The sequence below is a fragment of the Sporosarcina sp. Y838 genome, assembly GCF_056786515.1.
Genome location: NZ_JBXCJD010000002.1, coordinates 401069 through 423915, shown reverse-complemented (window position 1 = coordinate 423915; position 22847 = coordinate 401069). Strand labels below are relative to the sequence as shown.

26 protein-coding genes, 1 pseudogene and 1 riboswitch are annotated in these 22847 nt (G+C 43.8%); of the genes and pseudogenes, 15 read left to right on the top strand and 12 right to left on the bottom strand.

Annotated elements, in window-relative coordinates:
• Positions 1 to 99: 99 nt before the first annotated feature.
• Positions 100 to 771, bottom strand: coding sequence for a hypothetical protein (locus tag AC1TO4_RS04695; RefSeq protein ID WP_482104366.1), 672 nt, complete (start codon positions 769 to 771; stop codon positions 100 to 102).
• 193 nt (positions 772 to 964) lie between these two features.
• Here AC1TO4_RS04695 and AC1TO4_RS04690 point away from each other — a divergent pair, with 193 nt between their 5' ends.
• Positions 965 to 1909: an L-threonine 3-dehydrogenase gene (locus AC1TO4_RS04690; RefSeq protein ID WP_482104365.1), complete on the top strand. Its 945-nt coding sequence runs from the start codon at positions 965 to 967 to the stop codon at positions 1907 to 1909.
• A gap of 77 nt (positions 1910 to 1986) precedes the next feature.
• Here AC1TO4_RS04690 and AC1TO4_RS04685 read toward each other — a convergent pair whose 3' ends face one another.
• The 5 genes from AC1TO4_RS04685 to AC1TO4_RS04665 form a co-directional block, all read right to left on the bottom strand.
• Positions 1987 to 3339, bottom strand: coding sequence for a YjiH family protein (locus tag AC1TO4_RS04685; protein ID WP_482104364.1), 1353 nt, complete (start codon positions 3337 to 3339; stop codon positions 1987 to 1989).
• A 164-nt stretch (positions 3340 to 3503) separates the two neighbouring features.
• Entirely contained in the window at positions 3504 to 4184 is a 681-nt protein-coding gene (gene bshB2, locus AC1TO4_RS04680; RefSeq protein WP_482104385.1) for a bacillithiol biosynthesis deacetylase BshB2, read from the bottom strand.
• A gap of 16 nt (positions 4185 to 4200) precedes the next feature.
• On the bottom strand, positions 4201 to 4551 hold the full coding sequence (locus AC1TO4_RS04675) for a YojF family protein (RefSeq protein ID WP_482104363.1): 351 nt from the start codon (positions 4549 to 4551) through the stop codon (positions 4201 to 4203).
• Positions 4552 to 4842: 291 nt separating this feature from the next.
• A complete protein-coding gene (gene thiD / locus AC1TO4_RS04670; protein ID WP_482101175.1) occupies positions 4843 to 5676 on the bottom strand; it encodes a bifunctional hydroxymethylpyrimidine kinase/phosphomethylpyrimidine kinase in 834 nt (277 codons plus the stop codon).
• A gap of 60 nt (positions 5677 to 5736) precedes the next feature.
• Positions 5737 to 6003, bottom strand: coding sequence for a hypothetical protein (locus tag AC1TO4_RS04665; RefSeq protein ID WP_482101174.1), 267 nt, complete (start codon positions 6001 to 6003; stop codon positions 5737 to 5739).
• Between the two features lie 207 nt (positions 6004 to 6210).
• Between AC1TO4_RS04665 and AC1TO4_RS04660 the strand changes: the two genes are divergently transcribed.
• The 5 genes from AC1TO4_RS04660 to AC1TO4_RS04640 are packed head-to-tail and all read left to right on the top strand — an operon-like array spanning position 6211 to position 8575.
• The gene (locus AC1TO4_RS04660) at positions 6211 to 6963 is read left to right on the top strand and encodes a DUF4230 domain-containing protein (protein WP_482104362.1); all 753 of its coding nucleotides are present in this window, start codon (positions 6211 to 6213) and stop codon (positions 6961 to 6963) included.
• Between the two features lie 6 nt (positions 6964 to 6969).
• Positions 6970 to 7656 carry a uracil-DNA glycosylase gene (locus AC1TO4_RS04655; RefSeq protein WP_482104361.1) on the top strand — a complete coding sequence of 229 codons (687 nt, stop codon included), beginning with the start codon at positions 6970 to 6972 and terminating at the stop codon, positions 7654 to 7656.
• A gap of 49 nt (positions 7657 to 7705) precedes the next feature.
• A complete protein-coding gene (locus tag AC1TO4_RS04650; RefSeq protein WP_482104384.1) occupies positions 7706 to 7882 on the top strand; it encodes a uracil-DNA glycosylase in 177 nt (58 codons plus the stop codon).
• Complete coding sequence (locus AC1TO4_RS04645) at positions 7879 to 8142, top strand: YwdI family protein (protein ID WP_482104360.1); 264 nt, start codon at positions 7879 to 7881, stop codon at positions 8140 to 8142. The genes AC1TO4_RS04650 and AC1TO4_RS04645 overlap by 4 nt, the downstream gene beginning before the upstream one ends.
• Before the next feature lie 52 nt (positions 8143 to 8194).
• Positions 8195 to 8575 carry a DUF423 domain-containing protein gene (locus AC1TO4_RS04640; RefSeq protein WP_482104359.1) on the top strand — a complete coding sequence of 127 codons (381 nt, stop codon included), beginning with the start codon at positions 8195 to 8197 and terminating at the stop codon, positions 8573 to 8575.
• Positions 8576 to 8624: 49 nt separating this feature from the next.
• Here AC1TO4_RS04640 and gerQ read toward each other — a convergent pair whose 3' ends face one another.
• From gerQ to hemQ, 3 genes and pseudogenes are all read right to left on the bottom strand, one after another.
• Positions 8625 to 8981: a spore coat protein GerQ gene (gene gerQ, locus AC1TO4_RS04635; RefSeq protein ID WP_482104358.1), complete on the bottom strand. Its 357-nt coding sequence runs from the start codon at positions 8979 to 8981 to the stop codon at positions 8625 to 8627.
• Between the two features lie 25 nt (positions 8982 to 9006).
• Positions 9007 to 9427: pseudogene (locus tag AC1TO4_RS04630) on the bottom strand (cell wall hydrolase).
• A gap of 106 nt (positions 9428 to 9533) precedes the next feature.
• The gene (hemQ, locus tag AC1TO4_RS04625; RefSeq protein WP_482101168.1) at positions 9534 to 10283 is read right to left on the bottom strand and encodes a hydrogen peroxide-dependent heme synthase; all 750 of its coding nucleotides are present in this window, start codon (positions 10281 to 10283) and stop codon (positions 9534 to 9536) included.
• Between the two features lie 177 nt (positions 10284 to 10460).
• Here hemQ and pta point away from each other — a divergent pair, with 177 nt between their 5' ends.
• Together pta and lipL are read left to right on the top strand one after the other, a co-directional pair.
• Complete coding sequence (pta, locus tag AC1TO4_RS04620; RefSeq protein ID WP_482104357.1) at positions 10461 to 11432, top strand: phosphate acetyltransferase; 972 nt, start codon at positions 10461 to 10463, stop codon at positions 11430 to 11432.
• A 15-nt stretch (positions 11433 to 11447) separates the two neighbouring features.
• Positions 11448 to 12284 (top strand): octanoyl-[GcvH]:protein N-octanoyltransferase, encoded by an 837-nt coding sequence (gene lipL / locus AC1TO4_RS04615; protein WP_482104356.1) that lies wholly within the window; start codon positions 11448 to 11450, stop codon positions 12282 to 12284.
• A 32-nt stretch (positions 12285 to 12316) separates the two neighbouring features.
• On the opposite strand, the gene AC1TO4_RS04610 is transcribed toward lipL, so the two are convergent.
• Positions 12317 to 12952 carry an RsfA family transcriptional regulator gene (locus AC1TO4_RS04610; RefSeq protein WP_482104355.1) on the bottom strand — a complete coding sequence of 212 codons (636 nt, stop codon included), beginning with the start codon at positions 12950 to 12952 and terminating at the stop codon, positions 12317 to 12319.
• A 182-nt stretch (positions 12953 to 13134) separates the two neighbouring features.
• Between AC1TO4_RS04610 and AC1TO4_RS04605 the strand changes: the two genes are divergently transcribed.
• Positions 13135 to 14433 carry an HD domain-containing protein gene (locus AC1TO4_RS04605; protein WP_482104354.1) on the top strand — a complete coding sequence of 433 codons (1299 nt, stop codon included), beginning with the start codon at positions 13135 to 13137 and terminating at the stop codon, positions 14431 to 14433.
• Between the two features lie 11 nt (positions 14434 to 14444).
• Complete coding sequence (locus AC1TO4_RS04600; RefSeq protein WP_482104353.1) at positions 14445 to 14948, top strand: YwgA family protein; 504 nt, start codon at positions 14445 to 14447, stop codon at positions 14946 to 14948.
• Between the two features lie 62 nt (positions 14949 to 15010).
• On the opposite strand, the gene AC1TO4_RS04595 is transcribed toward AC1TO4_RS04600, so the two are convergent.
• Complete coding sequence (locus tag AC1TO4_RS04595) at positions 15011 to 15196, bottom strand: 2-hydroxymuconate tautomerase (RefSeq protein WP_482101163.1); 186 nt, start codon at positions 15194 to 15196, stop codon at positions 15011 to 15013.
• A 68-nt stretch (positions 15197 to 15264) separates the two neighbouring features.
• Here AC1TO4_RS04595 and AC1TO4_RS04590 point away from each other — a divergent pair, with 68 nt between their 5' ends.
• Positions 15265 to 15795 carry a YwhD family protein gene (locus AC1TO4_RS04590; protein ID WP_482101162.1) on the top strand — a complete coding sequence of 177 codons (531 nt, stop codon included), beginning with the start codon at positions 15265 to 15267 and terminating at the stop codon, positions 15793 to 15795.
• Positions 15796 to 16078: 283 nt separating this feature from the next.
• Here the strand turns inward: AC1TO4_RS04590 and AC1TO4_RS04585 are convergent, their stop codons facing one another.
• A complete protein-coding gene (locus AC1TO4_RS04585) occupies positions 16079 to 18136 on the bottom strand; it encodes a transglycosylase domain-containing protein (protein WP_482104352.1) in 2058 nt (685 codons plus the stop codon).
• A 158-nt stretch (positions 18137 to 18294) separates the two neighbouring features.
• Between AC1TO4_RS04585 and AC1TO4_RS04580 the strand changes: the two genes are divergently transcribed.
• The 4 genes from AC1TO4_RS04580 to AC1TO4_RS04565 all read left to right on the top strand — a co-directional run bounded on the left by AC1TO4_RS04580 (position 18295) and on the right by AC1TO4_RS04565 (position 22846).
• A complete protein-coding gene (locus tag AC1TO4_RS04580) occupies positions 18295 to 18738 on the top strand; it encodes a YwiB family protein (protein WP_482104351.1) in 444 nt (147 codons plus the stop codon).
• On the top strand, positions 18735 to 20402 hold the full coding sequence (gene argS, locus AC1TO4_RS04575; RefSeq protein ID WP_482104350.1) for an arginine--tRNA ligase: 1668 nt from the start codon (positions 18735 to 18737) through the stop codon (positions 20400 to 20402). The genes AC1TO4_RS04580 and argS overlap by 4 nt, the downstream gene beginning before the upstream one ends.
• Before the next feature lie 186 nt (positions 20403 to 20588).
• Positions 20589 to 20772, top strand: a riboswitch (cobalamin riboswitch).
• A gap of 120 nt (positions 20773 to 20892) precedes the next feature.
• Positions 20893 to 21858 (top strand): ABC transporter substrate-binding protein, encoded by a 966-nt coding sequence (locus AC1TO4_RS04570; RefSeq protein WP_482104349.1) that lies wholly within the window; start codon positions 20893 to 20895, stop codon positions 21856 to 21858.
• Positions 21851 to 22846 carry a FecCD family ABC transporter permease gene (locus tag AC1TO4_RS04565; RefSeq protein ID WP_482104348.1) on the top strand — a complete coding sequence of 332 codons (996 nt, stop codon included), beginning with the start codon at positions 21851 to 21853 and terminating at the stop codon, positions 22844 to 22846. Before AC1TO4_RS04570 ends, AC1TO4_RS04565 begins: the two co-directional genes overlap by 8 nt.
• Position 22847 lies beyond the last annotated feature (1 nt).

The window sequence follows — 22847 nt, the reverse complement described above, 5'->3', positions numbered from 1 at the left end:
ACTTTGCGTCATCAATCTTAATTGAACCGCCGTATACCGAACGGTACGTACGGTGGTGTGAGAGGTCGGGAGTTAATCACTCCCTCCTACTCGATTTCATTAAACTTTGAAATCACCGTTAACGAAGCGTTTCTTTGTATGATGCAATACAAAACGCTGCATTCCGGTAGCGCTATCAATGGAGCGATCCATTTCAGTCTCGTATTCATCACGGTTTCCGCGTTTCAAGGCCGCATAGGCTTTTAAAGAGTGGATCATCCAAGGCGTTTGCAATTTAGAAGTAAAGTTGGAAGCTTTGTCGAAGTTCCCATTCATTACATAGGCATGTCCTAAATAATACTCTTTATATTCTTGTCCGCTGAGTTTTTCAGCGTGCCCCATCACAGCTTTGGAGTTGTTTTGGAAAATTGCTAGGTTTGCGCCATAAATATCGGACATATCCTGTTGCGTATAGGTATTTATAATTCTTTTCAATGATTTCTCTATATCTTGCTTATTTCCATTTGCCAGCGCATAGGAATAACCGAAAATAGGTTTCTTATAATTAGCAGAAACATATCGGCCAATCGCTCGAAGAGATTTGGATTTATAGATTATATACATTGGCCGAAAAATGGACACGGAAATATACAAAACCAAGACCGCGGAGACAACAATCCACTTTGGCGCATCAAATGATACTAGAACAAATATGAGCATAATCCCTGTAGCCAATAGGAGTATCAATCTATAGAATTTTGAAAAGACAGACGGCTTATTATTTGGTAACATGATTCACCTCAAGTCTTCCTCTAATTATAACAGATAAGCTGATAGCAAATAGACTTCTATGGAAAACAACGTTGTCTTTTCCGGGAGAACGTTTTATAATGGACAAAGGCCTTTAAATCAACAATAAAATTAAAGTTAAATAGTAGTGTACTCCCCATAAATACAATCGTTCGAAAGTGAGGGACAGTTTATCATGAAGAAAATTTTGGTGACAGGTGCTTCAGGTCAAATTGGTTCAGAGTTAATTGCAAAGTTGCGTAAAGAATACGGTACTGAAAACGTCTTGGCAACAGATATTCGTTGCACGGATTCGGCAATAGAGGGTCCTTTTGAAGTGCTCGACGTGACAGATGCTAAAAAAATGCACACACTTGCGACAGATTTCGGTGCGGATACAATGATGCATATGGCTGCATTGTTGTCAGCGAAAGCTGAAAATGAGCCATTGTTTGCATGGAATCTTAATATGGGCGGCTTGATGAATGCACTAGAAGTATCGCGTGAACTAAATATGCAATTTTTTACACCGAGTTCCATCGGTGCATTCGGACCGTCAACTCCGAAAACGGACACACCTCAAGACACATTACAGCGACCAACAACCATGTATGGGGTCAACAAAGTTGCAGGTGAGTTGCTATGCGATTACTACTTCCATAAATTCGGACATGATACGCGGGGAGTTCGATTCCCGGGGTTAATCTCGTATGTAGCACAACCGGGTGGCGGCACAACGGATTATGCGGTGGATATTTATTACAAAGCGCTTGAAGAAGGGAAGTACACTTCTTATATTGCAGAAGGCACGTATATGGATATGATGTATATGCCCGATGCATTGCAGGCGATTGTCGACTTGATGGAAGCCGATCCAGCGAAATTGATTCATCGCAACGCGTTCAATGTAACCGCGATGAGTTTCGAACCTTCTCAACTCGCTGCGTCCATAAAAAAATACATACCCAACTTCGAAATGAGCTATGACGTAGACCCGGTACGTCAAGCGATTGCCGATAGCTGGCCTGATTCCATTGATGCAACAGCGGCTGTGAACGAATGGGGTTTCAAAACGAACTATGATTTGGATAAAATGACGGTGGATATGCTTGAGAAATTGAAACTTAAATTGAATAAATGAGTATCCGTTCATGGAATTTATTCCTTGTCAAATCAAAAAAGACCTCGCAAACTCCTGCGAGGTCTTTCGTTTGTTCATTAAAATAAAAGATGTGCGACTCCTGCAATAATTGGCAATGAAATCACCGTACGCAGAAGGAAGATAACGACGAGTTCCCAAAAGTTGATGGGGATTTTTGACCCTAGAAGAAGTCCGCCAACTTCTGCCATGAAAATGAGTTGTGTCACTGAAACAGTGGCAACAACGAACAATGTTAACTCAGATGTAATCATGCCATTCGCAAGAATTACAGGTAGGAACATGTCCGTGAATCCAACAACCATAAGTTGCGCCGCTTCAGCCGCTTCAGGTATACCCAGGATGGACAGAATCGGTACGAACGGGATACCTAGAATTTTGAAGACACTTGTATACTCCGCAAGAATTAATGCGATTGTCCCGAAAGCCATAACGACCGGAATGACACCAACCCACATATCCAGGACATTTTTTATACCTTCAGATAACATTTTAACGAAAGAACGATTTGTATTCGCTTTTGTTAATGCGTTTTCAAGTCCATGTGTCAAGGAGCTGTATCCTTCTGGTAATTTTTCTTCATCACCCGTAAACGGTCTTCCGTCTATATATTCTTCTTTCTTTCTGGAAAGAGGATAAATCCGCGGCATGATAAATGCAAGGACAAGCCCGGCTAGAACGACTGTCCCATAAAATGGTAAGAAGTATGAACCGAGGCCAACTTCTTCGATGATGACGATAGAAAAAGTAATCGATACGACAGAGAAAGTTGTTCCAATAATGGCCGCTTCTTTCTTCGTGTAAAAACCTTCTTCATACTGTTTGCTTGTTAGTAAGACACCAATTGTTCCATCTCCAATCCATGATGTAAGTGCATCGATTGAAGAACGACCCGGTATTTTAAATACAGGACGCATTACTTTCACCATCATCGTTCCAAAAAATTCGAGTAAACCGAAATTTAGAAGAAGTGGCAAGAGCATTCCTGCGAAAAGGAAAATGGTAAATAGGAATGTGACAAGACCGGTTTCACTAAGTAGCAGTCCACCTGTATTTTCATTCCAAATGGCTTCCGGACCAATTTGAAGTAAGGTGGCGATGGCTAAAATTGCCCCGATGATCCGAACGATTGTCCAGAAAAGCGATACTTTGAATAAGTTCGTCATAAAGGAAGGCTTGACAGAACTTTTTGGAATAAACATATAAGCGATTGAGCCGAGTGCAGCGATAATAAGTGTAATCGTAGCAACCCATGGCATAATGGGTGCAATTCTATTTGATAATAAATCTGCAAGGATGGCAATAGGGATTTTCCATTCTCCACCAAACTTTACCGGAATCATAAATAAAAGAATACCGAGAATGGATGGAACGAGGAATAAAAACCAAGTGGATAAATTAAACTTTTTCATAATATCTCCTTTTTGCATAACGTTTGTATAAGATGAATATTTATACATATTACCTCGTAATTCTCTTTATGTAAATATCATATACATATGTTCCATTTTTCAATCTATTGGTAATGAAAAAAACTGCAGCCTTTGTATAGACTGCAGTTGTAGTATTGGGGATATTATACTAAATCCCTGTCCCAGCGGTACGTATAAAAACGCTCATAATTCAACCATTTAAGCGCGTCTGGATCTAGCGCTTCTAATTTCTCTTCCATCTCTTTCATCATCCATACTGTCTGGGATGCATGTGCTTTTAATGTCGCTATTTTTTTGCCAGCATTTGCTGTGATATCGTGGGTAACATCAGGTTCGCCAAGCACTTCAACTGAATTATTTGAAAAAGCAAGTGCATAAATTGTAGGGCGTTCCGTTTCCGGCATTCTTCGGACGGCGCGGACAACTGCGCGACCCGTTGCATCATGGTCGGGATGAACAGCGAAGCCAGGATAGAAAGTAATGATAAGTGAAGGGTTCAGTTCTTCGATTAAATCTGTAACGAGCTTCACCATCTTTTCATCATCTTCAAATTCAACGGTTTTATCGCGGAATCCCATCATTCTTAAATCGTCGAGTCCCATCGCTTCACACGCTAATTTAAGTTCTTCTTTGCGGATCTGCGGCAACGTTTCACGGTTTGCGAACGGCGGATTTCCTAAGTTACGACCCATTTCACCAAGTGTCAAGCACGCGTACGTAACGGGTACGCCCATATCCCGGTAGGAAGAAATGGTGCCTGATACGCCGAATGCCTCGTCGTCTGGGTGTGGGAATATGACAAGTACGTGGCGTTCTTTTTTTATCAAAATCGTATCCTCCTCAGTATGTGAATGGTGTCTCGCTAATTTCAAGCGCAACTGCAAGTTTTCCTTCTGCTTCAAGTCCTGCCATGAGCAGTCGTCCATGTTCATCGAGCTTATAATGTGTGATGCCTTGTGCGTAAATCCAGCCGGATGGCAGTTTCAAACCGATGCGATGAGGCGAATCGCCAGCCACTTTACCAAGTTCGAATTTGACAATAATATTACGAATAAATGCGCCCGCATTGAAAAATGCCTCATTGGTATGGGCAGCGTATGAGCCGTTCGTCGTTTCAAGATGAATGTACACATCTTTATTTGCAAATGAAGTTATGAGTTCCTGTAAATGGTCCGCTTTCACTTTCTCCATGCATATGCCTCCTTAAATCTATAACAATGCTTCTCTTCAGTATATAGAAAATGGGGCGTGAATGCGATAGTTGGGCTTAGATCTGGAAAATGGAAGGGGGAGTGTCCAATTAAATTGTGGAAGTGTCCAATCAACAACGTGAAGCGTTCAACAACCCGCAGAGTGCCCAACCAACTCGCCGAAGTGTCCAACCAACAAATTCGGGAAAGCCTACAACCAACTTCAGAAAGCCTCCAACAACCAAAAAAACGCCAAGAGACATTCCACATGTCTCCTGGCGTTTAAAACATATTAAATTTCAACTGTCGTAATTTCAGTTGCGCCGAAACGGTTTTTCGCTCCGTGCATGACAGGTCCAACGTACTCGTTCAGTTTCCAGCCGTTAGCGATTGCCGCTGTGACGAACTTTTTCGCTTCGAATACAGATTCTTTTACATCAAGGCCATTTGCAAGGTTAGCTGTGATTGCAGCTGCAAACGTGCAACCGGCGCCGTGATTATAAGATGTCTCTGTTTTCTCTGCTTTAAGAAGTGTGAACGTTTTGCCGTCATAGAATAAATCGACCGCTTTATCGTGTTCAAGCTGTTTGCCGCCTTTGATGACAACATTGCGAGCGCCCAGTGCATGGATTTTTACAGCTACCACTTTCATATCTTCAATGGTTTTCGGCGTTTTTGTACCTGCAAGCTGTCCAGCTTCAAACAAGTTCGGTGTGACAATTTCCGCTTTTGGAAGAAGGAATTCAACCATGGCGTCAACTGTCCCAGGATTCAATACCTCATCTTCACCTTTACAAACCATAACTGGATCGATGACTACATGTGAGAGACCTGATTCTGAAATCGCATTACCCGCAATTTTGATGATTTCTTCTGTGCTGAGCATGCCAGTCTTAATGGCATCGATTCCTGTCGAAAGCGCAGTTTTTATTTGCGTTTTTAAGACGTCGATTGGCAATGAGTAAACACCGTGTGACCAATTATTATCCGGATCCATCGTCACGATGACTGTAATTGCTGTCATGCCGTAAGTGCCGTGTTCTTGAAATGTTTTCAAGTCCGCCGCAATACCTGCACCGCCGGAAGTATCAGATCCTGCAATTGTTAACGTCTTTTTCAAAGTCATATTGGGTCTATCTCCTTTTTAAATAAATTCTAAGTTAATCTTATCGAATTAAAATTGAAATTACAATTGTCCGATATTATCGGCTTTTATCATTTTATAGATGGAATAAGCGAGAAAGGCTGCAATACTTGAAATCACGGCAGCCGAGACGACATGTTTGTTTAAAATGAGGCTTATGGCAAGAGCTAGCATGACGATAATTCCAAAACTTACTAAAATGATGAAAACAATGATTCCCGCCTTTTTAGAGCGCTCAGGAACCAAATCACTATTCTTTGCAGCTTCAGAAACATTTTTCATCTTCTCGCGTAAGTGCATATCAGCCATGTCACACCCCCTCGGTTAATCGTACCACCTTTTTAGTTTGTTTGGAGAATTAAAAATTTTTGTAGAGTGGAAAACTTCTAAAATATTGACATCGCAATTTAGTCGGGACTCCAGGCGACCTGGGCAATAGTTCTTGTTTGAAATGCAACTTTCCTATAATCTAAACGTATAAGAATAGTATCGAAAAAAGAGGAAAAGAGGGATGACGTGGCGGATGAAAAGAAAATCGGCGAAATTGAGCGCCTACTGAAAGAATTGAAAGCTTCAGAGGAAGAAACTGCAGTGACAGTGGAAGAAGTGGAAGGACGCTCGTCGGGATTCTGGCATGTTGGGAAAGTCTTCTTTTCGTTATGGAAAAAGTCTTTTTTAGCAATTGCAATTCTCCTTTTACTACTCATGGTTGCTTTGCCATTTGCGACATACTTCATTCTGAAAACAGGGAGCACATTTACGGAGCAAAAAGGTGCTTTCCTTGAACAAATCCAGGACTTGAACGAACTTGCAACGGCAGAAGCATTCACAAAAGTCATTATAGAGCGGCAAGATAATACGTTTTTCGGGCAAAGCATCGGTCTAAACGTGCCGGGCACAAAACGACAGTTGTTGGTCGTCGTTCCGGGATCAGTAAAAGCGGGCGTTGACATGTCCGGAGTAACGAAAAAAGATGTGGTAATCGATGAAAAGAATAAAACTGCTAAACTTACTTTACCGCCTGCCACTTTCCTTGGGGGAGCAGAAATCTTTTTCGATAAAGTCGAAGTGTACTCCTACGAAGGCGTATTCCGGGAAAAGGCGAATATCGAAGAAGCGTACGAACTTGCCGATGAAGCAAAAAAACTAATCATGAAAGAAACGACAGCACAGGGTGTTTTAGCCACGGCGCAGCAAAATGCCGAGAAGACACTAACAGAAATGTTTTCATTCGCAGGTTATCACGTAACGATTGATTTCAAGGAGTGAGTAACTGTGGAAAATCAGCATATAGGTAACGAATGGGATGAAGTCTTAAAAGAGGAATTTGAAAAACCTTACTACAGTACGCTACGTGAATTTCTGAAAAAGGAATATGCTGAAGCGACGGTATTTCCACAGATGGATGATTTATGGACTGCATTCAAAAGGACGTCATTCAATGAAGTGAAGGTCGTGATTTTAGGACAGGACCCCTATCATGGACCTGGACAAGCACATGGCTTAAGTTTTTCTGTGAAACCGGGTGTCAAAATACCGCCCAGTCTGCGCAATATGTTCAAGGAACTGGCGACTGACATGGGTTGTTCAATTCCGGAAAACGGCACATTGACAGGATGGGCAGACCAAGGCGTACTGTTGCTAAATACGGTGCTGACTGTGCGCCAAGGCCAGGCTCATTCACATCAAAAGCAAGGGTGGGAGACGTTTACGGATGAAGTGATTCGGTATTTGTCTGAACGGGAAAAGTCGGTCGTCTTTCTATTATGGGGACGAGCTGCCCAAGGGAAAAAGAAACTCATCGATGCAACGCGACATGCGATTATTGAATCGGTTCACCCCAGTCCACTGAGTGCGAGCCGTGGATTTCTAGGTAGCCGTCCATATTCACAAGCAAATGAGGCTTTAAAAGCGTGGGATGAAACCCCGATTGATTGGTGCCGAACAGGCGGAGTGCTTTAAATTGCACAGTTTGCATGATAAAGTTGGAGATGAAAAGAGGTGGACCGTTGTGGCAATCAATTGTTTTCAATGCCAACATTTCTTCATAACATGGGATCAGCGGAGCCCACGTGGCTGCAAAGCATATGGATTTAAAACGCGGGAAATGCCATCGGTCGTCGTCAGAAGGTCTTCAGGCATGGACTGTTTGCAATTTGAACAGAAGAAAGGGGATGCTAAACCATGATTCCTTACAATCGGATCATATCGGAAATGGAGCGACAACTCAGTGTGGCAAAGCAAGCAAATGAAGAAAGCACAATGCGGGAAGCTTTTTCTGCTGTTAGATCGCTTTGCGAAGTTGCACTTGGAGGAGAGAGTAACCGTGAAAGTAAAGTTTTTCCGAAAATGCTTTCGACCGGAAACACTGTCCCATCGATAAATGCGTTGGAAGGCAAACCGCTTGAAGAAGAAGATGCTAACGGCGGCTCGCTATTTGATTTTTGATAGGCAGAAAGACATGAATGACTGAGTTTAAAACAAGAGAGTAGGGAACGATTTGCCATTTTTCATTATTGCAGGGGCTGTCAACGCAGCAATTGCCGTCGCCTTTGGAGCATTCGGAGCACATGCTCTAAAAGAAAAACTAACTGAACACTATCTGGCTATCTGGGGCACTGCAGTGCAGTATCAAATGTTCCATGCACTCGCACTAATTGCTATCGGTATCCTTATGAGCTCATCGCTTCTTGGATCGTCCGCGCAGTTGAGTTGGGCCGGGTATTTAATTCTTGCGGGAATCATTATTTTTTCCGGTAGCTTGTACGTGCTGAGTTTGACTGGAATTGGCATTCTTGGTGCCATTACACCAATCGGTGGCGTTGCATTTATTGTAGGATGGGTCATGCTGATTATAGCGGCCATTAAATTCTCAAACTAAAAAAAACTTCTGAAAGCCCAAGTACTGGGGATTCAGAAGTTTTTTGAATTTAAGGTTGTTGTGGGAAGTACCTGACTTCATTATCAAATTCGGCATAATCGAAATAAATCATCGGAAATAGGAAACGATGACCAGTTTTCGAATCGCTTAAAATGACATGATCTCGGCCGGCTGCTTCTACAGTCCCACGTACTGCTTTCGTATTTGTACCTTCTCCAGTTGCACGTTCGAATGAAAAGTGGAAAGTTCCAGGTTCACCTCTATTCAATCGTAAAATGTTTTCAATGTATGACTGCTCACGTTGAGGTGGTCCTGCTTGTGGACTCATTGGCCTAGCAGGAACTGTTCCTTGTGGGGGTGCGACATGTTGATTCTGATAAGCGGGGTTCCAATAATATTGGACCATTATTTCATCCTTTCTCCATTAGAGATTATAAATTCTGGCAGTCTTCTACAGTCGGGCTAAAGAAATAATGCGACTTGAATCTGCCGGTGTTCCACTGGTTATACCATTGCGCAGGGAAATCACCTGCCGGCATGAAAAACCATAATGACTGTTCGCTAGGAGTGAAACGTTCACCGTTGATGGTGCGTCTTGCTAGTTTTCGATCTGACTCACAGGCACGCTGATAGAAATAACTTTTTGTTGTCGCTTCGAAGCCGCCGGGACTCTGGAAAACGATGTCCTGAAAACTCCGAATATCATTGAAGTCTAGACATCCCAGCTCGTACGCGATTGACCCCAACATTGCCGACTAAAAGCACCCCTAATTGACCGTCTCCTTCCGCTTCAGAGCGGATCAAACGTGCGAGCAAATCTAATTCAGCGTCCGTGTATTTTATTACAGCCACGGCACAACCTCCTTGATGAATCATATGCGCTATGGGCATCACTTATAACTCCGAAAAAAAATACCGTCTACCTGTTTTTACAGGTAGACGGTATTTATAGAATTGCTTAGATATTGAAAAACGCTTCTCTTTTGTCGCCTTCCAAAATGGTTCCAACAAAGAATGAACCGAAATCAGCATAGCGTGCGCTTACTTCATCAAAACGCATTTCATAAATAAGTTTTTTAAATTGGAGAACGTCCTCTGCGAACAATGTAACGCCCCATTCGTAGTCGTCAAAACCGACAGAACCCGAAATGATTTGTTTCACTTTACCAGCGTAGCTTCGGCCAATTAAACCGTGTGCGCGCATTAGTTCTTTGCGTTTATCCATATCTAGCATATACCAGTTAACGTCGCCGTCGCGCTTCTTATCCATTGGGTAGAAGCAAATGTATTGGCTGCGTTGAAGTTCGGGATATAAACGCCCACGTACATGTGGGTTTTGATAAGGATCTTCCGTAGATTCGCCTGCAAGGTAGTTCGACAGTTCAACAACTGACAGGTACGAGTAAGCTGGAATCGTGAAATCCGCGATTGCGAGTTTATCGAATTCCGTTTCAAGCTCTTGCAGTTCAACCATTGTTGGACGCAATGTAATTAGCATGAAATCCGCTTTTTGACCAATTACTGTATAGAAAGCGTGTGCGCCGGTTTTATCGTCATCCGCTTTTTGAAGCTTCTCAAGGTAGACAAGAAGTTCTTCGACTGCTGCTTGGCGTTCGTCTTGTGGAACCAATTTCCATGACGCCCAGTCCATTGAACGTAAATTGTGCAATACGTACCAGCCATCGAGTGTTTGTGCTGCTTCGATCATATCAAATCAGACTCCCTCATTATGAATTAACTTCTTATATGAGTGTAGCATAAACCGACGTGTTAGGCCTCTTGACTTGCGCCAGTGTCACGAATTTGACATGAAGTAAAACGCTTTTACAGCCTGTCCCATTGGTGTATGCTTGAAGCATTAGATTGTGTGAAAGGTGGATATCCATTGGCTGATTTATTTGGCGGTATTAAAGAGAGTTTAAGTGGTAAACGAAAGACGATAATCCTGCCTGAAGGAACGGATATCCGCGTTTTGGAAGCTGCATCGCGCCTTCAAGGGGAGGGTCTTGTGAAACCCGTCCTACTTGGTAATGAAGCTGAGGTGAAAGAAGCCGCAACTGAAGAGGGAATTGATATTTCGGAAATAGACATTATTGATCCCGCGAGTGCTGCTTATTTTGAAGAACTCGCTGGAAAATTCGTAGAGCGTCGTAAAGGTAAAGCTACTTTAGAACAAGCGCGTGAACAACTGAAAGACGTCAATTATTTCGGAACAATGCTTGTTTACACAGGGCGTGCAGACGGATTAGTAAGCGGGGCTGCACATTCAACTGCAGATACAGTAAGACCAGCACTGCAAATCATTAAGACAAAACCGGGAATTTCAAGAACAAGCGGGGCTTTCATCATGATGAAAGGCGACGAACGTCTCGTTTTTGCAGATTGTGCAATTACAGTTGCACCGACAGCGCAGGAACTGGCTGAAATCGCAGTCGAAAGTGCAAAAACAGCGCGATCATTTGGTGTGGATCCACGGGTTGCAATGCTCTCGTTTTCCACTAAAGGGTCCGCGGTCACTGAAGAAACGGAGAAGGTTGCGAACGCGGTGAAAATTGCTCAATCGCTTGCGCCGGATTTACCACTAGACGGTGAATTCCAATTCGACGCGGCCTATGTACCGGAAATTGCAGCGAAAAAAGCACCAGAATCAATCATTCAAGGCAATGCAAACGTTTTTGTATTCCCATCGCTTGAAGCGGGTAATATCGGTTATAAACTAACGGAGCGTCTGGGCGGTTTCGAAGCAATTGGACCCATTCTTCAGGGATTGAATGCACCCGTAAACGACTTGTCGCGCGGTTGTTCCGCAGATGATGTGTACAAGCTTGCTTTGTTGACAGCGGCACAAAGTCTATGAACAGGAGAATCTGAAATGACATATGACTCTTTTTTATACATTCCCGAATGGCGTTTCGTGGATGAATCAATGACATCCCGCAATCGCTCCGCATTGGAATCCTTCGCCGCGGACGATACGCTTTGTCACCTTGTTGGCCAGCAAATGAGTAAACCGACAGTTCGTACATGGGTTCACGACAACACCGTCGTGCTCGGAATTCAAGATCATCGGCTTCCGCATGTTGCAGAAGCCATATCGATACTTGAAACTGCGGGATATAATGCAATCGTCCGCAATTCAGGTGGTCTTGCAGTGTGCCTTGACGAAGGTGTGTTAAACATATCGATCGTACTGTCAGAGCTTGATTCTTCAATTGATATTCCAGCGGGGTATGAAGTGATGCTCGCATTCGTGCGCATGCTTTTCCCTGAAGCTGGCAACCGGATTGAAGCTTATGAAATTGTTGGCTCGTACTGTCCAGGATCGTTTGATTTGAGTATTGGGGGCCGTAAGTTTGCGGGTATCTCGCAGCGCAGATTGCGTCATGGCATAGCGGTTCAGGTCTATCTTTGCATCGAAGGAAGCGGAGCGGAACGTGCCGAGTTAATTCGATCTTTTTACGAGGTCGGTTTGCAAGGGAAGGCCACAAAGTTCGATTACCCATCCATCAAACCGGAAGTGATGGCATCGCTATCAGAACTGTTGGAAATGCCACTGACTGTCAGTGAAGTTGTCATCCGTACACAGCTTGTGCTGCGTAAACTTGCGGACTACGTTGACATGGGCGGCTTAAAACCGGAAGAAATGGAACTGTATACCTATTATTTGAATCGTGTCTTTGAACGAAATAAAAAAATGCTAGAGCACTAATAACAAAACACCACACAAGGTAAAACCGCCTATCAATGATTGATAGGCGGTTCTTTAGATACAAGGTTACCATTTTGTTCCATTTTGAAAACGGGTGCCGAGCGATCGGTTTCGTCATCTAGCGTAACGAGACGACGTGCACGATTCATAATTTGAACAAATTGCTCATAATCAGCGCGCAGTGTTTTATTTTCCTGTTGAAGGTTTTCGATTTCTTTTTGGAGCTGCTCGACCTTTTCATTCGCGATTTTAGCAGTTTGCCTCCATCGAAATGACTCATTATCACCTGCACCCGTATGATGCATGCGTACGAGATATGCGATAACCGTATCTAGGGATAAGTCCGATAATGGTACGGATACCTTTCTTTCTTCTACTGTGCCTTGTGAAGGGCTATATAATTGTTGTCCCCGGCGTTTAAAGTCTTTGCCCAGGACACGTATGGCTTGCTTGCGTTCTTTTTTCGCGTCCGCTAGTTCCTTTTCATAGTCGCGCCTTACAACTGCGTTCCATCTGAACCCGCAAGCCGCTGCCGTTCTGTTGAGCGCATCCCCAACTTCTTCAAAAGCGCTGAGTTGTGTACTACCTTCGCGGACATGCCGCAATACTGTGTCGGCTAATAAAGTATCATTTTCTTCAATCCAAGCATCCTGCCTAACTTTCACCATTTCCGTGCCTCCTGTCATATGTTCATAGTTTCTAACTACGGTTAGTGTGTACAGGAATGTGTTACTTTATTCATAATGAAAAAAGCATTCTATCTCTTTTTCACTTAAATGAACCTTTTTCCATCTTCCAGAGAAGCAATTTTATGATTATACTAAGAGGAATGAGTTATCGGAGGTGCACGATGGAATACAAAAATGAAAAACTGAAAGAAGAAAAGGTATTCAAGGATCCTGTGCATCGCTATATACACGTGCGCGACAAGGTGATTTGGGACGTGATCGGTACAAGTGAATTTCAGCGCCTTCGCCGTATTAAACAACTAGGGACAACCTATCTCGTATTTCACGGGGCGGAGCATAGCCGATTCCACCATTCGCTGGGCGTCTATGAAATCATCAGGCGTATCATTGACGATGGTTTTAGTGGTCGTCCTGAATGGAACAGCGATGAAAGACTAGTGACGATGTGTGCGGCGCTGCTGCACGATCTCGGGCACGGTCCATTTTCACATGCCTTTGAAAAAGTGTTCAATCTTGACCATGAACAATTTACGCAAGCAATTTTGCTGGGGGATACGGAAGTGAATGCAGTACTTCGCCGGGTAGCACCTGATTTTCCGCAAAAAGTGGCTGACGTTATCGGTAAAACCTATCCCGATAAGCTTGTGGTCAGTTTGATTTCAAGCCAGATTGATGCGGACAGAATGGATTATTTACAGCGTGACGCCTATTTTACAGGGGTGTCCTACGGGCATTTTGATATGGAACGGATTTTACGCGTCATGAGGCCAACTGAAGACCAGGCCGTCATTAAATACAGCGGCATGCATGCCGTGGAAGATTATATAATGAGCCGCTATCAGATGTATTGGCAGGTTTATTTCCACCCGGTATCGCGCAGCGCTGAAGTCATTTTAACGAAAATCTTACATCGGGCAAAACATTTGCATGAATTGGGATATGTCTTTAAACAAGAGCCTACCCACTTCCGTTCATTTTTCGATAAAGTTATTGTTCTGGAAGACTATATAGCACTTGATGAAAGTATATTATTGACCTATTTCCAGATTTGGATGAAGGAAGACGACTCTATTTTAGCGGATCTTTGCTATCGTTTCATCAACCGCAAACTCTTTCAGTATGCGGAATTTGATCCGGCAACAGAATACCGCAAAATCAGTGTACTCGAACAATTATTCAAAGACGCGGGAATTGACCCCGCGTATTATCTCGTGACAGATTCGTCGTCTGACTTGCCCTATGACTTTTACGGCCCGGGCGAAGAAAATGAACGTTTGCCGATCTTTTTACAAATGCCAAATGGCGAGTTGAGCGAGTTGTCACGTTCATCGGATGTGGTGGATGCGATTTCAGGTAAAAGACGGACAGACCATAAAATCTATTTCCCCGAAGATGTGCTGGAGGCAGGAAAAGAACAAAATCCACTGTATGGACAGATTTTACATATGTTGAAAGGTTAGGAGAGGTTAAGTTGTTACAGGAACACGCAAAAATTGTGCAGTTCATTTCAATCGCGAATGAAGTGACTGGCAGAAAAAAATTACAAAAAATGATTTATATCGCAAAAAAAATGAATTTCCCGTTTGCGGAAAAATACGAGCTCCACATGTATGGACCTTATTCAGAGGAATTAACGTTGCGCGTAGAAGAACTGCGTGAGATGGGCTTTCTAGCGGAACAATGCATAGATAAGGGATCTTACGTCCAATACAGCTACCAGGTAACAGAGGAAGGGCAGCATTTTCTTGAGACAGCTGACAACGCTCATGAAAATCTTGGAACTTGTATCGATAGCATGAATGTAAAAAGTTCACGTTTTTTAGAGTTAGTTTCAACACTGCTCTACTTCGATCATCTCGCAAAAGATGAGCAAATTGCCAAAGTCCATATCGTGAAAAGTAAACTGAACTTCTCCGACACGGAGATGGCTGCTGCATTCGATTTCATCGGTGAAATGCAGAAGTGTGCGATCTAAAAATAAAAAAGGCTATGCCCTCACGGAAAAATTCCGCAAGGGCATAGCCTTTTTTCTGCTAATTATTGATCGCTTAAACGTTTTCCAGCAACAGCGTAATGGTTTTTTACCATCTCTTCGATGATAACTGTGACGCTTTGAGCAGGTGCACCTGTTGTTTCAGTGACTGCTTGTGTTACTTTATCGCAAAGCGCACGTTTTTGTTCATCCGTGCGACCTTCCAACATTTTTACAGTGACGATTGGCATTTCATTTCCCCCTCCCTGTAGTTATTGGGTATAGTATATATAGTATCAGATTTGGAGGGGACGAAGAAATGCCAAATGAAAAAAAACCGAAGCAGAAATTGGGTTTTACAATTATAAAGGATGATCCTACTGACGGTCATGGTGGATATGGAATCGGATCGTTGTCTCTTGAAAACGTGTCGCCAGTTATTATCGACGTCGAAGAAGGGGTCGCACAGATCGAAATTGGCGCGATGCACGCAAGAAGCGACACGGAGCGGGGTATCAAGTTTACGCTGAACCGGGAAGATTCAGAAGGTGGAAAACCCTACTGGCTTGTCTGGGTGACAATCGATTTCAGAGAAGAAGGACCTTACTATGCCGGCATCACAGCTTGTGAAATGGTCATCAACCGTGAAAAACGTCGGGGCTATAAAGTACTCGCCGATCACGTCAATCGGATGGACAAATCGATGAAACGCAATATCATTGTCGACCACATGGATGATAAATCAAAGCAAATCCTTGCCGACTTCCTTGCAAATCATAATAAGGAAATGTGGGATCGAAGCGAACCGAAATTGCATATCGGTCTAAGTGTAGACTCACCTGGATTGTGAACAAAAAACGACAAATTTTGTAGACTTTGACTTCCAAGGTTGAATGTCAGCTTGAATAGAAGTAAACTAACATCATAGCTTGCTGTTGTAAGCTAGGACAACCGGAATCGTGCATTACCTGATAAATACCGTATCAAACAAACCCAAGCGTGATACACCTTTTAACAGGAGGCCTTGACTGGTAAAAAAGCTATCCAACCCCGAATTGATTTGGGATTGGATAGCTTTTTTGATTTTGATGACAATGTCGACCGCTCGAAGTAGAGTGCGGACCGCCCAATCCCTACTCAAAAAACGAAAATGGGAACAGCTCAAATTTCTTGTCGTCAGCTTTACCTGAAGAGCGCTGTTCTCTTAGCGTTTTATCCGTACATAACTTTTGTGGCATATCCTTCTCTTTCACATAGACCAGCCTTTGCTTGTCACAACCGTTAACTGCAATTCCGCCCGTGTCAACGTCAACGATGACGCCATTTACACCTTCTGGTGGGATGAACGGTTCTGCCGTTTTTCCGCGATGGACTGTCTCCATAAAGTCAATCCATATTTTCTTCGATGCCGCTTTATCTGATGCATCGGTCAGTTGCTTTCCGACGTCGAATCCCGTCCAGATGCCAGCTGTCAGCGAAGGCGTATAACCAATCAGGTATTGATCGGAAATCGTTGTTCCAGATTTGGCAGCATAAGGACGTGTTTGTTTTTGCCGCATTGATAATCCTGTTGATGTAGAATAATCGTTGAACACGGGATCGAACATGCCAGTCATCAAGTGAGAAAGAACGAATGCATCCTGTTCACTCATGATGTGTTTTGTACTCTTTTTGGGACGCTCATATACCGTTTTTCCATCTGCATCTGTTATGGATAGAATCGTTGTTGGTACAGTTTCAACCCCGCCCGATGCAATCCGATTATAGGCATTCGTCATATCGGAAAGAGTGACGAGGGAAGTGCCGAGTGCCGTTGCAGGTGATTCTGGAAAATCGCCATTGACACCAAGACGTTCTGCCATTTTGCTGAATTTCTTATAGCCAATATCCTCAAGTGTCTTTACGGCGTAGATGTTGTCAGAGATAGCGAGTGCCTGCGCTAGGGATAAGGGGTGTCCTGCAAATTTACCGTTTACGTTGTTTGGCTCATATGTCGAGCGGCCGTTATCATACGTGAAAATAGTCTTTTCAGTCGATAAAAACGTCAGTGGACTAAATCCATCTTCCAGTGCAGCCGCATACAAAATAGGTTTCATCACAGAGCCGGGTTGGCGTTTTGCTTGTGTCGCCCGATTGAACGGACTTTCAGTGTAATCTATTCCACCTACAAGAGACGTGATGGCTCCCGTTCCAGCCTCGATTGACATGAAACCGACCTGTAATCCGCTGTCGGGCATCCATTTTTCAATCATTTCCTCTGCGGTTTGCTGATGAAGGGGATCCAACGTTGTGCGTATTGTCCAGCCGCCTTCAGCGGGATAGCGTCCTTTCGCGGTAAGCACTTTTTCCGCTTCTCGCCATACTTCATCCAAAAAGTAAGGTGCAATGCGCTTCGAATCAGCCCATTCACGATTTTTTAACGTGATGGCTTCGTTTGTTGCCCGTTCTTCCTGCCGCGCCGTAATATATCCTTGTGCCTCCATCAATGAAAGAACAAGCAATTGCCGTTTCCTCGAATTTTCAGGACTATCAACCGGCGAATAGATCGATGGCCCTTTCGCTATTGCCGTAATGACAGCAGACTCCTCAAGCGTCAAGTCTTTTGCGGATTTTCCGAAATAAAAATTACTTGCTGCTTCAACTCCGTACATCCCATGGCCGAAGTAAACAGTATTCATATATCCTTCCAAAATGACATCTTTATCATAAAATACTTCCATTCGGTATGCATACAGCGCTTCATGAATCTTTCGTTTCCATGTCTTTTCAAACGTCAGGTACAAGTTACGCGCATACTGCTGGGTAATCGTACTGGCACCTTCAACTTTTTTTCCTGCTTTCACATCTTTTAAAAGAGCTCCTGCAATCCGTTTATAATCAAAGCCGTCGTGGTTATAAAAGTTTTTGTCTTCCGTTGCAATGACTGCGTCAATCAGAAAAGGGGACATCTCGTCAAGACCAACCCAGTACCGCCGCTCCGCAGAAAAACGATCGCCGATTTGCCTACCGTTTTTATCGAGAAAGACAGAAGCTTTAGGCACACTTAAAGAAGGGGCCCCTGTAATCTGTGCATACAGTCTGAGCGATATGAATACGGTTAGCGCCGCCATCAGCATCGTAACGGATAATAGCAACAGCCGTCGTGTCGTCGTCCGTTTTTTTTTCTCTTTTACATACACTGTCCGTCGCATACGATCCCGTCCCGTCCATGTCATTCCATCTAGTATGCGACGCATGCAAACAGATTAAACGGTACACACGTAAAAACTTGCTTTACTCGGATAGATTGAAATGTAGACTGGTAAAAGGATATAATGAGAAGATGTTTTATGACTAGGACGGTGAGCGTATGGAATCGCGGAAAAAAGACCGAAACGTGTTGATCCGGCTCTATTCGTCAATCCGGCATCCGGACCAAGACGAGGAGAAACATGAATTGACCGCAACAGGTTTACTGATTGAAAAAGCAGGAAAAACCTATTTGAAATATGAAGAAACACAAAGTGACCAACAAATTCAGACAATTGTTAAACTCGATTCTGAAGATGCACTTATAATGCGTCGGGGTGCAGTCAATATGAGGCTTCCGTTCATGGCAACAGGTGAACGTGTCGGTTCATATGAAAGTGGTCCAGCGACTTTCAATTTGGTTGTCAAAACGGAAGAGCTTTCTTTTACGGAAGAAGAGGACAATTCAGGAGGTCGCTTCAATGTCAACTATGAGTTGCATGCAGAAGGATCGCTTCTCGGAACGTACAAACTTACTATTACATACACGGAGGGAACACTATGAATGCAGTAGAACAAATTCAACAAGAAGTGAAAAATGCATTGCGTCAAGCAGTAATTGACGCAGGTCTGGCGGAAGAAACAGCGATACCGGACATTATGCTTGAAACACCGAATAACAAAGACAATGGCGATTACGCAACCAACATTGCGATGCAACTGACAAAATTGGCGAAAAAGCCACCACGTGTAATTGCAGAAGCGATTCTTGAAAAGTTAAATACAGAAGACACTGCCATCAAATCGATTGAAATTGCAGGACCCGGCTTTATTAATATCAAGTTAAAAACGGATTACTTAGGAGGCATCGTCAAGACCGTTCTTGAACAAGGCGAAAACTATGGTCGTTCAAATTTCGGCAATAAACAAAAAGTCCAAGTCGAATTCGTTTCTGCCAATCCAACAGGTGACCTTCACCTTGGTCATGCACGCGGAGCTTCCCTTGGCGATTCTCTATCCAACGTTCTCGATTTTGCAGGCTACGATGTAGCGCGTGAATACTACATTAACGACGCGGGTAATCAAGTGCACAACCTCGCGAAATCTGTAGAAGCACGTTATTTCCAAGCGCTTGGTTTGGATAAAGAAATGCCGGAAGACGGCTACCAAGGTCCGGATATAATTAATATCGGGAAAATGCTAGCAACTGAATTTGGCGATAAATACGTCAACACGCCAGATGAAGAACGTTATGCATTCTTCCGCGAATACGGCCTTGCTCATGAATTAGAGAAGTTAAAGACGGACCTTGCCAACTTCCGTGTGTCGTTTGATGTGTGGTTCTCGGAAACGTCATTATATGAAAATGGCAAAATCGACGTTGCTCTCGACAAATTACGTGCCAATGGCCATGTCTTCGAAGAAGATGGCGCAACATGGTTCCGTTCAACAACTTTCGGTGATGACAAAGACCGTGTACTCATTAAAAACGATGGTACTTACACGTATTTGACACCGGATATCGCGTACCATGAAGACAAATTGTTCCGTGGATTTGATAAACTTATCAATATTTGGGGCGCAGATCACCACGGTTATATTCCGCGGATGAAAGCGGCAATCGAAGCACTTGGCTACGGTGACGACACACTCGAAGTCGGCGTCGTACAAATGGTTCAATTGTATAAAGACGGTGAAAAATTCAAAATGAGCAAGCGTACAGGGAAAGCCGTTACGTTGCGTGAATTGGTTGAAGAAGTTGGCTTGGACGCGGTCCGGTACTTCTTTGCAATGCGTTCGGGCGACTCCCAAATGGACTTCGACCTCGACCTTGCCATCTCCCAGTCCAATGAAAACCCTGTGTACTACGCACAATATGCGCATGCACGGATTTCATCGATTTTACGTCAGGCTGAAGAAAATGGAATGTCTGCTTCTGTTGAGCATGTTTCCTTATTGCAAGCTGAAAAAGAATTGGAATTGCTGAAGAAAATTGGGGACTTCCCGCAAGTGATCAGTGACGCGGCAAGAATCCGTTCACCACACCGTGTTGCTACGTTCATCCAGGAACTAGCCGCGACTTTCCATAGTTTCTACAATGCAGAAAAAGTGTTGGATCCGGATAATCGTGAATTATCGGAAGCCCGTCTAGCGCTAATTACAGTCACACGCACAACGATTGCTAACGCACTGAAACTGATTGGTGTTTCTGCACCGGAAAAAATGTAATAAACAAAAGCGCAGGGCGCCGTCCAGACGTTCCTTAACTTTCAATATGACCGCCACGCCAAAGAAGTTTGCCTCTTTGGTGTGGCGGTTTTTGTAATGGACAAAAACCCCCTGAGTTGCCCGAATATCGACAAGTTATGCTACCGACAGGCAAAAAAATGTAGTATACTGAATTTTGAACAAAAAATACATACCAAACATAAAGGTGCCCCGTTTAAAAGACGGGGTTAAAAGGGAAGCCGGTTCAATGCCGGCGCGGTCCCGCCACTGTAAGTGTGAGCAAGTCGCATTGAGTCACTGGAAACAATCCGGGAAGACGCGACAAGCCTTGAACACGAGCCAGGAGACCTGCCTTTATGGATCACACGTACCCTACGAGGATAGGATTGGTGGAAATCGGCGTCTCCGTGCGTCCAGATTTTTACTCAACTTATTCCTCCGTAGCAATTGCGGGGGATTTTTATTTGGCAAAAAACAGGAGGAAAACAACATGAAGAAGATTTGGCAATTGGGATTGACGGCTGTCTTTGCAGTATTCCTGCTCGCAGCATGCGGAGGGACTGCTACAGAAGATAAGCCGAAAGTGGACGAAACACCAAACGCAGAAGAGGTCAAAGCTGATTTCCCAATGACACTAACGGACGCGGTCGGCAATGAAATTACGTTAGAAAAAGCACCAGCAACAATTGTTTCGATGATGCCAAGCAATACAGAAATATTATTTGGACTTGGTCTTGCTGATGAAATCGTCGGCGTCAACGACTACGATGATTATCCCGAAGAAGCACTTGAAAAAGAGAAAATCGGCGGCCAGGAATTTAACGTCGAAAAAATCGTTTCGATGCAACCTGAAATCGTTTTTGCACATGAATCAGGACTTGGAATGGGCAAGGAAGGACTGCAACAAATCCGTGATGCAGGAATCACTGTCTTTGTTGTGAAAAACGCATTAAACTTTGATGAAACTTATACGACGATTGAAACAATCGGTAAAGCGACTGGTAAAACAGTGGAAGCAGAAAAAATCGTTACAGACATGAAAGCGAAAGTCGAAGAAGTGGTAGCGAAAACTGCAAAAGTTGAGAATAAAAAGACCGTTTTCGTTGAAACATCACCAGCTCCGGAAATTTACACACCAGGTAAAAATACATTCATGGATCAAATGCTTGAAATGATTGGCGCGGAAAATATCGCGGCCGATCAAGAAGGTTGGTTCATGATAGATTCGGAAGAAATCGTCAACCGCAATCCAGATGTGATTATTGTGTTATATGACTACATCGAAACGGCCGTCGCAGATGTTTATGCACGACCAGGTTTTGATTCTATTACGGCTATCAAAGAAGAAGCAGTGGTACAGGTTAAAGAAAATATCACAAGCCGTACAGGTCCACGTCTAGCGGACGGACTAGAAGAAATAGCGAAAGCCATCTATCCAGAGGCTTTCGGTGAGTAAGTCAAGCGTTGCCTACATCGTTTCTGCCGTCGCACTTGTTGTGGCGGTATGGCTCGGTGTTTCGATCGGATCTGTGCAAATACCGATTAGTACGTTATGGAATGCTGGGGCGGATGCAACAGCTTCAAACATATTGTGGAAGATTCGCATGCCGCGTGTCGTACTCGCTGGACTTGTTGGTGCGTCGCTCGCAATTTCAGGAGCTGCTTTTCAGGGTCTGCTGAAAAATCCGCTCGCTGATCCATATACCCTCGGAGTGTCATCCGGCGCCTCGGTCGGTGCTGTGATGACACTCTTTTTTGGTATTTCTATTCCGTTTCTAGGCACTTATACGCTTCCTATATTCAGTATGGTCGGTGCTGCACTGACGATGTTCCTTGTGCTCGGATTCGCACGTCTCGTGGACCGTGCAATGAGGATGGAAACAATTATTTTAACTGGAATTATTTTTGGTTCATTCCTCGGTTCTGTCTTGTCATTGATGATTGCGCTTACTGGAGAAGAGTTGCGGCAAATTATTGGTTGGCTTCTCGGCAGTGTATCGATGCGGGGCTGGAATTACATAACGATGATATTGCCGTTTGTTGTCATCGGGTCCTTCATGTTGTGGCTGAACCGCCGCGAATTAAATGCTATGCTATTCGGGGAAGAACGGGCGCATTACTTAGGCGTCAATGTGAAACGACGCAAATTCAGCATTTTAATCGGGGGATCTATCCTTACCGGTTCTGCGGTCGCGGTGTCAGGTACGATTGGATTTGTTGGGCTTGTAGTTCCGCATATGACAAGATTATTATGGGGTTCGGATCACCGCCACCTACTGCCGTTATCATTCATGAATGGTGCGACATTGCTTATCATTTGTGACCTGATTGCGCGGACGATTATTGCGCCGACGGAACTTCCGGTTGGTGTAATTACCGCCTTTATCGGTGCGCCAGTTTTCGCATTCATCTTTTATAAACAACGAAGGGCAGGAGGAATGTGAC

What these genes read in the sequence shown, in the direction of transcription:
- lipL (WP_482104356.1), top strand. Translation starts at nt 11,448, where the DNA reads ATGACATATGACTCTTTTTTATACATTCCCGAATGGCGTTTCGTGGAT.
- AC1TO4_RS04605 (WP_482104354.1), top strand. Translation starts at nt 13,135, where the DNA reads ATGGAATACAAAAATGAAAAACTGAAAGAAGAAAAGGTATTCAAGGAT.
- hemQ (WP_482101168.1), bottom strand. Translation starts at nt 10,283, where the DNA reads ATGATCGAAGCAGCACAAACACTCGATGGCTGGTACGTATTGCACAAT.
- AC1TO4_RS04645 (WP_482104360.1), top strand. Translation starts at nt 7,879, where the DNA reads ATGATTCCTTACAATCGGATCATATCGGAAATGGAGCGACAACTCAGT.
- AC1TO4_RS04590 (WP_482101162.1), top strand. Translation starts at nt 15,265, where the DNA reads ATGCCAAATGAAAAAAAACCGAAGCAGAAATTGGGTTTTACAATTATA.
- AC1TO4_RS04690 (WP_482104365.1), top strand. Translation starts at nt 965, where the DNA reads ATGAAGAAAATTTTGGTGACAGGTGCTTCAGGTCAAATTGGTTCAGAG.
- thiD (WP_482101175.1), bottom strand. Translation starts at nt 5,676, where the DNA reads ATGACTTTGAAAAAGACGTTAACAATTGCAGGATCTGATACTTCCGGC.
- AC1TO4_RS04610 (WP_482104355.1), bottom strand. Translation starts at nt 12,952, where the DNA reads ATGGTGAAAGTTAGGCAGGATGCTTGGATTGAAGAAAATGATACTTTA.
- AC1TO4_RS04685 (WP_482104364.1), bottom strand. Translation starts at nt 3,339, where the DNA reads ATGAAAAAGTTTAATTTATCCACTTGGTTTTTATTCCTCGTTCCATCC.
- AC1TO4_RS04580 (WP_482104351.1), top strand. Translation starts at nt 18,295, where the DNA reads ATGGAATCGCGGAAAAAAGACCGAAACGTGTTGATCCGGCTCTATTCG.
- AC1TO4_RS04665 (WP_482101174.1), bottom strand. Translation starts at nt 6,003, where the DNA reads ATGGCTGATATGCACTTACGCGAGAAGATGAAAAATGTTTCTGAAGCT.
- AC1TO4_RS04675 (WP_482104363.1), bottom strand. Translation starts at nt 4,551, where the DNA reads ATGGAGAAAGTGAAAGCGGACCATTTACAGGAACTCATAACTTCATTT.
- argS (WP_482104350.1), top strand. Translation starts at nt 18,735, where the DNA reads ATGAATGCAGTAGAACAAATTCAACAAGAAGTGAAAAATGCATTGCGT.
- gerQ (WP_482104358.1), bottom strand. Translation starts at nt 8,981, where the DNA reads ATGGTCCAATATTATTGGAACCCCGCTTATCAGAATCAACATGTCGCA.
- AC1TO4_RS04570 (WP_482104349.1), top strand. Translation starts at nt 20,893, where the DNA reads ATGAAGAAGATTTGGCAATTGGGATTGACGGCTGTCTTTGCAGTATTC.
- AC1TO4_RS04695 (WP_482104366.1), bottom strand. Translation starts at nt 771, where the DNA reads ATGTTACCAAATAATAAGCCGTCTGTCTTTTCAAAATTCTATAGATTG.
- AC1TO4_RS04595 (WP_482101163.1), bottom strand. Translation starts at nt 15,196, where the DNA reads ATGCCAATCGTCACTGTAAAAATGTTGGAAGGTCGCACGGATGAACAA.
- AC1TO4_RS04585 (WP_482104352.1), bottom strand. Translation starts at nt 18,136, where the DNA reads ATGCGACGGACAGTGTATGTAAAAGAGAAAAAAAAACGGACGACGACA.